Origin of the sequence: Massilia sp. 9I (genome assembly GCF_902506415.1) — a bacterium.
Lineage (GTDB): Bacteria > Pseudomonadota > Gammaproteobacteria > Burkholderiales > Burkholderiaceae_D > Telluria.
On the sequence record NZ_LR733275.1, the window covers coordinates 875,360 to 887,551 of the forward strand.

Consider the following 12,192-nt stretch of genomic DNA (forward strand, 5'->3'; position numbering starts at 1 on the left):
ATAACGACACGCCGTGAAACGCAAAGTCCTGTACTACGTCGTCTTTACCGTCGCCGCCGCCGGCGCCGCTGCCGGCAGCTGGATCGTCAGCCTCAAGTCCCCGTCTTCTACCGCTCCAGCGGCTTCCGCACCGGCCGGTCCGGCAATGGATGTCAGCGCCATCTCGGCCGACATGCAGACCATGCTGGCGTCCTACCGCAAGATCATTGTGCTGACCCAGGACGAAGCCGGCCTATCGGCGGATGCGCGCGCCCAGGCCAACAGCGTCGGCCAGCAGCTGTTCCACGAGAACCAGGAGCGCGTCGGCAAGGTCGACGCCGCCCTCGCGCAGCTACTCTCCTCCAACAACACGGCGCGCTTCGAGGCGCTCGGCCGGCTGCTCGACTTCGTGGAATCGGGCGAAGGCCTGTATGACGCCGACCGCCTGGCCTTCCGCGAGCTGATGCAGTCGCTGCTGGCGCAGGTGGCCAAGGATTCCTCGCTCCCCGCGATCAAGCTGCACAAGCGCGTCTCGGAAGACCTGGACGCGCTGGCCGAGATCGAGCGTAACTATGAAAAGGAAATCCGCGCCGTGTTCGGCCGCTTCGAGACGCGCTCGATCGAGCTCAAGCGCGAGAAGTGGAGCAGCTACGTCGCCTACCTGAAGACCCTGTACCAGCGCGACCGCATCCTGAAGGATTACGGCGTGGTCCTGCCCTACCCGGCCAAGGCCGAACCGCCGGCGCCCGCACAGCCTGCGCAGGCCGCCGTGGAAGACGGCGAGATCTTCGGCAAGACGCTGCCGAAGAAGACCGTGGTGCTCACTTTTGATGACGGTCCGCACCGCCGCTACAGCGAAGAGATCGCAGCGATCCTGAAGCAGTACAACGCGCCGGCGATCTTCTTCAGCGTGGGCCGCAATATCGGCTCGCTCGACGCCCAGGGCAAGGCCAAGCTGAATGGCGGCGCGGACGTGATGCGGCGCTTGAAGCAGTCCGGCTACGTGCTGGCCAACCACAGCTTCACGCACGCGCAGCTGTCGAAGCAGACCGGCGACGGCCTCAAGGCGGAGATCCTCAATACGGACACGCTGCTCAAGGCGGTCGATCCGCAGCGCTCGAGCCTGTTCCGCTTCCCCTACGGTGCGCGCAACCGCGAAGGCTTGCAGACGCTCGAGAACGCACACCTGAAATCGGTGATGTGGAATATCGATTCGCTCGACTGGGCCGACCCGGTGCCGTCTTCCATCGCCGACCGCGTGCTGCGCAGCGTCGACAAGGAGGGCCGCGGCATCATCCTGTTCCACGACATCCATGAGCGCACCGTGAAGGCGCTGCCGGCCATCCTCGACCGCCTGGTGGCCGAGGGCTACCAGTTCGCCGGCTGGGATGGCGAGACCTTCAAGGTATCCGGGTCGGCAGCGCCGGCGCCGGTGCAGCGCACGGCCGTCACTGGCTACGCCAATTCATGGGCGATCGTGGTCGGCATCGACAAGTACCAGAAATGGCCGCAACTGCAATATGCCGTGCGCGATGCGGAAGGCGTCGGCCAGGTGCTGGTGCAGAAGTTCGGCTTCGCGCCGGAGCGCGTGATCACCCTCAAGAACGACCAGGCGACGCGCAACAACATCTTGGCCGCCTTCCACGACAAGCTGGCCCACGGCAACCTGCAGCCGAACGACCGCATCTTCGTGTTCTTCGCCGGCCATGGCGCCACGCGCAAGCTCAGCTCGGGGCGCGACCTCGGTTACATCGTGCCAGTCGACGCCGACCCGAACAACCTGGCGACCGACGCGATCCCGATGACCGAGATCCAGAACATCGCCGAGAGCCTGCCGGCCAAACACGCGCTGTTCGTGATGGACGCCTGCTACAGCGGCCTCGGTCTCACGCGCGGCGCGGCGAATGCGTCCTTCCTGCGCGATAACGCCAAGCGCCTCGGCCGCCAGATGCTGACGGCCGGCGGCACCGACCAGCTGGTGTCGGATGGCGGACCGAACGGTCACTCGGTGTTCACCTGGACCCTGCTGCAGGGCCTGGGCGGCAAGGCCGACCTGAATGGCGACAGCCTGATCACCGGCACCGAGCTGGCGGCCTACGTGGCGCCGGCGGTATCGAGCGTGTCGCAACAGACGCCGGCCTTCGGCAGCCTGCCGGGCTCGGAAGGCGGCGAGTTCGTGTTCGAGCTGCCGGAAGAAACCGAGTTCCTGAATACGAATACCGCGCAGCTGTCCAACGATGCGATCGCGCTGAATACCAAGCTCGACGCCCAGGCCTCGGCGCCCGCCACCACGGTGGTGGTCAAGGACTTGCAGGGTGGCGAAACCAAGATCGTGGCGCCGGCAGCGGTGCCGGTGTCCGCCCGCCAGCAGGCGCAGCGCGCCAACGACCAGGGGCTGCTGCTGTACAAGGAAAAGCAGTATGCGCAGGCGGAGGCGCAGTTCACCGAGGCGCTCAAGCTGCGGCCGAACTTCGCGCTGGCGGCGAACAACCTGGGCTTCGTGTTCTACAAGCAGGACAAGTTCCTGGAGGCGGCGCGCTGGTTCGAGAACGCGGTCAAGATGGATCCATCGCGCGCGATCGCCTACATGAACCTGGGCGACGCCTATGCGCGCGGCGGCGACAAGGACAAGGCGAAGGGGGCGTACAAGACCTACCTGGAGCTGGCGCCGACGGGCTCGCAGTCGGCTTACGCGAAGCAGCAGCTCGAGAAGCTGTAGACTGTCTGCAGGCACCCCGACAGGAGAGCGGCATGGAAATGAAGAGAATCAACGCCGGCAAGCTGCGTGCGATCGGCTATGACGCGCGCGAACGCCGGCTGCGCGTGGAATTCGACGACGGCAGCGCCATCGACTACGACGCCGTCGGCGCGGAAGTCTGGCGCAAGCTGTCGACGTCAAGCTCTGCCTGGAGCTATTACCGCGACAACATCGAGGAAGAGTTCACCGGCCGCCGCGGCCGCGCTGGCGCCGATCTGGACAAGAAAGCGCTCGACCGCGAAGCCTTGATGAGAGCCTTCGGCGGCGGAGAAGCGGACGGCGCATAAAAAAAGCCACCCTGTCGCAACAGGGCGGCTTTTTCATTTAAACCCTCAGGCCGTTTCCTTCAGCTGCTCCAGGATGGCCGGGTTTTCCAGGGTCGACACGTCCTGGGTGATGTTCTCGCCCTTGGCCAGCACGCGCAGCAGGCGGCGCATGATCTTGCCGGAGCGGGTCTTCGGCAGGTTGTCGCCGAAGCGGATTTCCTTCGGTTTGGCGATCGGGCCGATTTCCTTCGCCACCCAGCTGCGCAGCTCGGCCGCCAGCTTCTTGGCATCTTCTCCGCTCGGGCGCGCCTGCTTGAGCACCACGAAGGCGCAGATCGCCTCGCCGGTGGTGTCGTCCGGCTTACCGACCACCGCCGCTTCCGCGACCATCGGATGCGCCACCAGCGCCGATTCGATCTCCATCGTGCCCATGCGGTGGCCCGAGACGTTCAGCACGTCGTCGATGCGGCCGGTGATGGTGAAGTAACCTGTGTCCTTATTGCGCACCGCGCCGTCGCCGGCCAGATAGTACTTGCCGCCCAATTCATCCGGGAAGTAGCTGGTGCGGAAGCGGTCCGGATTGTTCCAGATTGTTCGAATCATCGACGGCCATGGACGCTTCACGACCAGGATGCCGCCCTGCCCGTTCGGCACATCGTTGCCCGCTTCGTCCACGATCGCGGTCATGATGCCCGGCAGCGGCAGCGTGCACGAACCCGGCACCAGCGGCGTGGCGCCCGGCAGCGGGGTGATCATGTGGCCGCCGGTCTCGGTCTGCCAGAAGGTGTCGACGATCGGGCAGCGTTCCTGGCCGACGTTCTTGTAGTACCACATCCAGGCTTCCGGATTGATCGGCTCGCCGACCGAACCCAGCAGGCGCAGGCTGGACAGGTCGAAGTTCTTCGGGTGCACCTTGGCGTCGGCTTCGGACGCTTTGATGAGCGAACGGATCGCGGTCGGCGCGGTGTAGAAGATCGAGACCTTGTGCTTGGCGATGGTTTCCCAGAAGCGGCCCGCGTGCGGGAAGGTCGGCACGCCTTCGAACACGATCTGGGTCGCGCCGACGGCGGTCGGGCCGTAGGCGATGTAGCTGTGGCCGGTGACCCAGCCGATGTCGGCGGTGCACCAGTAGATGTCGGTCGGCTTGATGTCGAAGGTCCACTTCATCGTCAGCGCGGCCCACAGCAGGAAGCCGCCGGTCGAGTGCTGGACGCCCTTCGGCGTACCGGTCGAGCCCGAGGTGTAGAGGATGAACAGCGGGTGTTCGGCATCGACCCATTCCGGCTCGCACTCGGCCGGCTGGTTGGCGACCAGGTCGTGCAGCCACAGGTCGCGGCCTTCCTGGAAGTTGATGTTGCCGCCGGTGCGCTTGTAGACGATGACGTCGCGGATGCTGTCGCAGCCGCCCAGCGCCAGGGCCTCGTCGACGATGGCCTTCAGCGGCAGCGATTTGCCGCCGCGCTGCTGCTCGTCGGCGGTGATCACGGCCACCGCGCCGGCGTCGATGATGCGTTCCTGCAGCGATTTCGCCGAGAAGCCGCCGAACACCACCGAGTGGGTGGCGCCGATGCGGGCGCAGGCCTGCATCGCGGTGACGCCTTCGATCGACATCGACATGTAGATGATGACGCGGTCGCCCTTCTTGATGCCGCGGGATTTGAGGCCGTTGGCGAACTTGCAGACGCGCTCGTGCAGCTCGCGGTAGCTGGCGCGGGTGACAGTGCCGTCGTCCGCCTCGAAGATGATGGCGGTCTTGTCGGCGTTGCCGTTGGCAAGGTTGCGGTCGAGGCAGTTGTAGGACGCGTTCAGCTGGCCGTCCGCGAACCATTTGTAGAACGGCGCATTGGATTCGTCGAGGGTGCTGGTGAATGGCTTGTGCCAGTCGATGTTTTCGCGGGCCAGGCGCGCCCAGAAGCCTTCATAGTCGCTGGCGGCCTCGGCGCACAGCTTTTCGTAGGCTTCCATGCCGGAGATCGCGGCCTTGTTCGCGAACTCGGCAGGTGGTGGGAACACGCGGTTTTCCTGCAGCGTGAATTCTTGATTGCTCTCGTTCTCGGCCATCATTGTCTCCATATTGGTAGGTTTTTACCAAACACCATAGGGGCGATCGCTTACTGAGCCCTTACATCGGGCCAGCCGGTCGCTTCTCGTCGATGGCAATTCTACCAAGCTTGCCGGCGTGCGCTAAGAAGCCGGGCATGCGCGCGCCGGCAGGTGTAAAATGCTCGGCTGTATTTGTCCAGCTTTCCAGGAGTCAGCAACTCGATGGCGCAGTTAATTCCCCCGACTGAAGCAAAGAAACTCAGCCCCCTGAACAACCTGATCTTCGCCAGCCGCTGGCTGCAGCTCCCGCTGTACCTCGGCCTGATCCTGGCGCAGTGCGTCTACGTGTTCCACTTCTGGGTCGAGCTGAAGGACCTGATCGGTGCGGCCCTGGGCAACGTGGCTTCGCTCCAGCATATCCTGGACGCCGTCACCGTCCCGGGCGCGCCGCGTCCGACCAAGCTGACCGAAGTGACCATCATGCTGGTGGTGCTCGGGCTGATCGACGTGGTCATGATCTCGAACCTGCTGATCATGGTCATCGTGGGCGGTTACGAAACCTTCGTCTCGCGCATGCACCTCGAAGGCCACCCGGACCAGCCCGAATGGCTGTCCCACGTGAACGCCTCGGTACTCAAGACGAAACTGGCGATGGCCATCATCGGCATCTCGTCGATCCACCTGCTGAAGACCTTCATCAACGCCAGCGCGTACAACGAGAAGACCCTGATCTTCCAGACCATCATTCACCTTGCTTTCCTGCTGTCGGCCATGGCCATCGCCTACACCGACCGCATCGTCATGACCACCCACTCCAAGCACTGAGCGAAACACACATTCCTCCTGATCGAGAAAATTATGGCAACCGTCATCACCCAAAGCGACCTCATCGAATCGGTCGCGGCAGCCCTCCAGTACATCAGCTACTACCACCCGGCCGACTATATCCAGCACCTGGCGCGCGCGTATGAGACCGAGCAAAGCCCGGCCGCAAAGGACGCCATCGCGCAGATCCTGACTAACTCGCGCATGTGCGCCGAGGGCAAGCGTCCGATCTGCCAGGACACCGGCATCGTCAACGTGTTCCTGAAAGTGGGCATGGGCGTGCGCTTCGAAGGCTTCACCGGCACCGTGACCGACGCCGTCAACGAAGGCGTGCGCCGTGCCTACGCGTTCGAGGACAACAAGCTGCGCGCCTCGATCGTGGCCGACCCGCACTTCGAGCGCAAGAACACCAAGGACAACACCCCGGCCGTGGTCCACATGGAACTGGTCGAAGGCGACACCGTCGACGTGAAGCTGGCGGCCAAGGGCGGCGGCTCGGAGAACAAGACCAAGTTCGTCATGCTCAACCCGTCCGACTCGCTGGTCGACTGGGTCATCAAGACCGTGCCGCTGATGGGCGCCGGCTGGTGCCCGCCGGGCATGCTGGGCATCGGCATCGGCGGCACCGCCGAGAAGGCGATGCTGATGGCCAAAGAGTCGCTGATGGAAGACATCGACATGTACGAGCTGAAGCAGCGCGGCCCGCAGAACAAGCTGGAAGAACTGCGTATCGAACTGTGCGACAAGATCAACGCGCTGGGCATCGGCGCCCAGGGACTGGGCGGTCTCACCACCGTGCTGGACGTGAAGATCAACATGTACCCAACCCACGCGGCCTCCAAGCCGGTGGCGATGATCCCGAACTGCGCGGCCACCCGCCACGCCCACTTCGTGCTGGACGGCTCGGGCCCGGCCTACATCGAACCGCCAGCGCTGTCGACCTGGCCGGACGTGAACTGGCTGCCTGACACCGAGAAGTCGAAGCGCGTCGACCTGAACACCCTCACCAAAGAGGAAGTCGCGTCGTGGAAGCCGGGCCAGACCCTGCTCCTGAACGGCAAGATGCTGACCGGCCGCGACGCCGCGCACAAGCGCATCCAGGACATGCTGGCCAAGGGCGAGCCGCTGCCGGTGGACTTCACCAACCGCGTGATCTACTACGTCGGCCCGGTCGATCCGGTGCGCGAGGAAGTCGTCGGCCCGGCCGGCCCGACCACCGCGACCCGCATGGACAAGTTCACCGACATGATGCTGGAAAAGACCGGCCTGATCTCGATGATCGGCAAGGCCGAGCGCGGCCCGGCAGCCATCGAAGCGATCCAGAAGCACAAGTCGGCCTACCTGATGGCGGTCGGCGGCTCGGCCTACCTGGTCTCCAAGGCGATCAAGACCGCGAAAGTGGTCGGTTTCGAAGACCTGGGCATGGAAGCGATCTACGAGTTCGACGTGACCGACATGCCAGTCACCGTGGCCGTCGATTCGACCGGCACCTCGGTGCACAACACCGGTCCGAAGGAATGGTCGGCCAAGATCGAATCGCTGAAGGGCATCCCGGTCAACGCCGCGTAAGGCCGTGTGGGCGTGTCACCCATTGATACGCCCGCGTCTTCGACCATGACCACCCTTCCCCTCTCCCCTGGCGCCCCGGTCGGCATCTTCGACTCGGGCGTCGGCGGTCTCTCGGTACTGCGCCACATCCAGGCGCAGCTGCCGCACGAACATCTCCTCTACTTCGCCGATTCCGGCTTTGCGCCCTATGGTGACAAACCGGAAGACGTCGTCATCGACCGTGTCCTCGGCGTCGCCGCCTTCCTGGTGTCGCGCGGCGTGAAGGCCCTGGTCGTGGCCTGTAACACTGCCACCGTCGCCGCCGTGCGCATCCTGCGCGAACGCTACCCAAGCATGCCGATCGTCGGCGTCGAGCCGGGCCTGAAGCCTGGCGCAGCCAGCACCCGCAATGGCCTTGTGGGCGTGCTGGCCACCGAGCGTACGCTCGCCGGCGACAAATTCCTGCAGCTGCGCGACCAGATCGTCGACACAACCGGCGCCCGCTTCCTGCTGCAAGCCTGCGTGGGCTTGGCCGACCAGATCGAATTCGGCGAAACCGGCGCCCCGGCGCTGGACGCCATGCTGGAGCGCTATATCGCGCCGCTGCTGGCGCAGGGCGCGGATACACTGGTGCTGGGCTGCACCCACTATCCGCTTGTCCAGGCGTCGATCGAGCGCGTGATCAGGCGGCACACCGATGGCGAGGTTACGCTGATCGATACCGGCGACGCGGTGGCGCGCCAACTGGCGCGTCTGCTCGAGGCAGCGGGCCTGCTGCGCATGGCAAGCGCCGAGACGGCCCAGCTGACCGGCTTCACCAGCGCCAGCGGCACTGCCCTGTCCTCCGCATTCGCCGGCCTGCTCGGACAGAATCCGCCTGTGCATGAAGTCGCCCTTGGGGCGACGCTGTCCAACCCGACGGGACCGCACATTTAAATTTGCCAGTTCGGGAAGACCTTTGTATAATCTTGTTCTGTCTCGGAAACAGCGAGACACAAAGCAAGACAATGGTGGCTGTAGCTCAGTTGGTAGAGTCCAGGATTGTGATTCCTGTTGTCGTGGGTTCGAGTCCCATCAGCCACCCCAAGAATTCGTTTAGATTCAAGCAGTTATGCGAATCTAATAATTTCAGATGATGAAATTTACAACGTAAATCGGAACTTTACAACGTGCCGATCTGATTAGCCACCCTTGAGGTGGCTTTTTTGTTTGGCGCCGCTGTCTGAATGGATCGTGTTTATTAAAGCGCAGCAACAGCTAAGCATGGAATTCTGCCTGGCCGAGGGGCAATCAGCGCCCACTCTCGTGCAATATTTCAGCGATCAAGCAGATCCCTTCAAATCGGTGCTGCCTAAGTTAACCGCCGGGTGAGATGAAGAGCGCGCTTGTGGTCGAATCGCCACTGGCCGAGCTGGTTGATTGGACTATCAGGCTGCATGCGCACCAAGACCTACCGTGCCACGCTGTGATCGACCAGAAGCTTCGGCCATTCTTCGAAACGGTGCGGGCGTCGCTGGCTCAGACAATGCAGAGGCTTCAGCAAATCGAGTATGTGCGCCAGACGACGAATGCGATGCTGACGACTACGCCGGCTGTTAGCGCCTTCTTGGACTTTATCCGACGCTGCTAGCCTGAGTTCCACCAATGTTCGCCGGTCTCCAGTGGGTGTTGAGGTATATACGAGCCGGGTTTTCCACAAAGCGAAACGCCAAGTAACCAGTTACGAGCGACAGCAGCAGCGCAACTAAGGCCGGCATCCCGTGATGACGGTGGAGTTGATAGAACGGCTGCTGCCACAGGTAAAGGGAGAATGAATAGAGGCCTAGCTTTTGTAGCCATGGATTCTCAAGGAAGCGACGGATCATTGCAGGCGCCGCCGACATTGCGTTGATTGCCAACGCCAGGGCTCCCCAGCCAATCACCACCTTGATCGCGGGATGCACACTCCACCAGTGGCATAAGATGCCCAAGGCTAATGTGGCCGGAGCAATCCACGGCTTCGAGAGACGGACTTTGTGTCGAGCACCTAGCAGAAAAAGGAGGCCTGAGAAGAAAATACCGAACGAGGCAACTTCCGTTCGCAAAGCGAAGTTCGAGGCAAAGCCATCGGGGGATAGCGAATAAATGGCGATCACCGAAAGGATAAGCAATAGGATCAAGCTAACCACTGCAACCTCTCTACAGCCTCTCCACCTGCACCAGATTGCCGCTATCGACAAGATCACGTAAGAATGCTCCTCGACACTTAGCGACCAAATGTGCCCGAACGGTAGCGTCCATTTTTCAGCCACGAAGTAGTTGTTCGTGAAAGTAAGCGCAGTCAGAATTTCAGCAGGATCAAATGGCTGGTCCGACGCGATGAATAGTAGGGTGATTATCCCAATGTAGGCAAACAAGGATGGGAATACCCTAGAGATACGCCTACGGTAAAAGGTCCCTATTTCGCAACGCTGGACAAACAATACTCTGGTCATCAACATACCCGAGAGCACGAAAAACAATGCAACCCCAACGGTGCCGAAATTAAACCCTGGAACGGGGAAAAAATGGCCGAGAAGAAGACAGGAGACCGCAAGGCCACGCCAGCCGTCAAGATAGGGAACATGTTGCGTCATGAGATTCCTTCAAGAATCACTTGATTCTAATGACGAACTGTCATGTTGCCTAGTGAGGTAACGGGCTATATAGTGGTCTCGTGGTTTTTCGAAGTCGTGCGCATGCTACAAGCATGAGGTGCATAAAGTGCTAGCGGTCAGAGTATGTCGTGCCCCCAAATTCATAAGCGAACTAACCGCACGACCGCATGTCAAGTTGACCTAGCCATCGACCTAATCCGGTCTCAGCACATTGCCTGCGCCGCCTAAGTGCTATTCCAACTCGGCCTGCGGTTAAAGCTCATCCCCGCGTACTGCTTCAGCCAACAATGCGCCGTTCACCTGAACGGACTACTCTTGGACCCACTCGGCGCCGCTCGAGTCACGCTCCAACCCCTTGAACAGCATCTAGTTCGCCCCGAGAGTTGTTAGCTTGAAGTCGCACGTACTTCGCGCGAGCCAGCAGCGAGCCGAATACTGAGCGGCCTCCGCCCTGGTCAGCAAGCGCTGCAGCGGCGAGCGTCTCCGTCTGTTGGTGCTGTTCATCGTCGCGTAAGTCCGAGGTGTTGAGCGTTACGAGGTATCGTTCTGCAAACATGGTGGCCGGCCCTAGTTGCGGATAAGCAAGCGTACCATGCGCGCAGGAGAACCCTTGCCTTCGAACTTTTCTAAACTACAGCTCGTGGCAAAGATTTTTCATTTTTAGCCGGCCAGAAGAACGCGAGGAACCACGCAACCGGAACCTGAAACTTCTGCTTTCTCTGCTCTGTAATCTGCGCAAGAACGACCGTTCCCAAGGCCACTAGAACCAAGCAGTTCGCGATATCGATAACGCTGGTATTGTTGTGCGGATACCACCTTAGCCAAGCCAAGATCACGAGCATATGCGCCAGGTAAAGCGTGAAGGTGTAGTTCGCAAGAGCACGTATAGCAGCGCCGTACTTAACCAGGCCTCCGAGATCTAAATAGCGAGCACACAGGAAGTTCCCGCCTACCAACACTGCCACGACGTAGTCAGCCAAAAAGCGCTCAGAGCTACCAAGGTCAAAGGTCCTGCTGGGCCAGATATCTACCGCAAGCCCTCTTAAAACACCTTCAAGGCCGGCAAGGTTGTACGCAAGGAGGAGAATAAGAGACGCTGCGAATCCAACCCGCGCAGGTAACCGAGTCATTCGAATCCTGTCTTGGAGGTGGTAGACCGCGACACCGGCAAGCCAGACTGGAAGCACTAGCCAAAGCTTGAACCCCATTATTCCCAGGACCAAGGCCGTCACTACGAGCCGCCCCCATCCACGCATGAAATAGACGACTCCGAACAGAACGTAGTACCAGACCTCGTAGCAGAGCGACCAGTATGCCCCTAGCAAAGGTGGCACTTCAGAAAAGTTCCAGCTCTGCCCGAGAAACATGAGATGCAGCGGGATGTAGACGTACGGCTTCGATAGCTGGTAGTCGCCATCTCCGATCACTAAAGCAAATAGCCAAGCAATGAGAAGAGTGGGTAGAGCAACTGAATAGATCCGCCCGCTTCGAGCAACGATGTAATCACGAGCTGATACGACCTTAGTGCTGGTCACATAAGCAATAACAAACCCGGAGAGAACAAAGAAGGTCACAACGGCCTCTCTACCCAGGCTGGGTATAAATCGAGCAGCGCCCTCGCCTATGATCTTATGCTGAATGCAATGGGTGATCACTACCATTGCAGCAGCAAGGAACCTTGCCAGGTCGAGGTACAAAGAGAACGACTCGTTTAACGAGATCCTTCTATCAATCGTGCGCATATTTCACCCGTATATTTTCCTTCGATGCTACATGTTGCAATTCCTACATGCAATAGAATTGACCGGAAAGCGCTGACAAGCCTACGCGCCCTCCTCGCGGCACCGCTGCCACGCCATGCGTCCTTGCACCGCCAGATCGACTACATACTCGCTCACACCAGCCCCGGCCGAAACTAAGACCGCACATTTGGAACAGCGCACACTTCATGCGGCCGCTCATGCCTGATGTTCTACCAAAAGCACTTGGCAAGGTTTCCACCTTCTCAAGCGTGTGGTTTTAGCCAAACTTTTAAACTTCCCCCGAGATACCCCACGGACAGGACCACAGGACCGGCAAAACGTTTTCTCACAACCTGTCAAAAATCTTGCAATTCGCTAATCATCCTCCCGCCTTA

At 60.9% G+C, this 12,192-nt stretch carries 8 protein-coding genes and 1 tRNA gene; 6 read left to right on the top strand and 3 right to left on the bottom strand.

The window, feature by feature from the left end; all coding sequences use genetic code 11:
- Nucleotides 1-13: 13 nt before the first annotated feature.
- Both GV068_RS04015 and GV068_RS04020 read left to right on the top strand, forming a co-directional pair.
- Complete coding sequence (locus GV068_RS04015) at nucleotides 14-2,698, top strand: polysaccharide deacetylase family protein (RefSeq protein WP_229463681.1); 2,685 nt, start codon at nucleotides 14-16, stop codon at nucleotides 2,696-2,698.
- 32 nt (nucleotides 2,699-2,730) lie between these two features.
- Nucleotides 2,731-3,024 (top strand): KTSC domain-containing protein, encoded by a 294-nt coding sequence (locus GV068_RS04020; RefSeq protein ID WP_159696111.1) that lies wholly within the window; start codon nucleotides 2,731-2,733, stop codon nucleotides 3,022-3,024.
- A 45-nt stretch (nucleotides 3,025-3,069) separates the two neighbouring features.
- On the opposite strand, the gene acs is transcribed toward GV068_RS04020, so the two are convergent.
- Nucleotides 3,070-5,064, bottom strand: a complete 1,995-nt coding sequence (gene acs, locus GV068_RS04025; protein ID WP_159704547.1) for an acetate--CoA ligase — start codon at nucleotides 5,062-5,064, stop codon at nucleotides 3,070-3,072.
- Nucleotides 5,065-5,268: 204 nt separating this feature from the next.
- Here acs and GV068_RS04030 point away from each other — a divergent pair, with 204 nt between their 5' ends.
- The 4 genes from GV068_RS04030 (at nucleotide 5,269) to GV068_RS04045 (ending at nucleotide 8,505) form a co-directional block, all read left to right on the top strand.
- Nucleotides 5,269-5,871: a TIGR00645 family protein gene (locus tag GV068_RS04030; protein WP_159696112.1), complete on the top strand. Its 603-nt coding sequence runs from the start codon at nucleotides 5,269-5,271 to the stop codon at nucleotides 5,869-5,871.
- A 33-nt stretch (nucleotides 5,872-5,904) separates the two neighbouring features.
- Nucleotides 5,905-7,440, top strand: a complete 1,536-nt coding sequence (locus GV068_RS04035) for a fumarate hydratase (RefSeq protein WP_159696113.1) — start codon at nucleotides 5,905-5,907, stop codon at nucleotides 7,438-7,440.
- A 45-nt stretch (nucleotides 7,441-7,485) separates the two neighbouring features.
- A complete protein-coding gene (gene murI / locus GV068_RS04040; protein ID WP_159696114.1) occupies nucleotides 7,486-8,355 on the top strand; it encodes a glutamate racemase in 870 nt (289 codons plus the stop codon).
- 74 nt (nucleotides 8,356-8,429) lie between these two features.
- Nucleotides 8,430-8,505, top strand: a tRNA-His gene (locus tag GV068_RS04045).
- 527 nt (nucleotides 8,506-9,032) lie between these two features.
- Here GV068_RS04045 and GV068_RS04050 read toward each other — a convergent pair.
- Entirely contained in the window at nucleotides 9,033-10,034 is a 1,002-nt protein-coding gene (locus GV068_RS04050) for an acyltransferase (protein WP_159696115.1), read from the bottom strand.
- A gap of 647 nt (nucleotides 10,035-10,681) precedes the next feature.
- Nucleotides 10,682-11,797, bottom strand: a complete 1,116-nt coding sequence (locus GV068_RS04055; protein WP_159696116.1) for an acyltransferase — start codon at nucleotides 11,795-11,797, stop codon at nucleotides 10,682-10,684.
- Nucleotides 11,798-12,192: the final 395 nt, after the last annotated feature.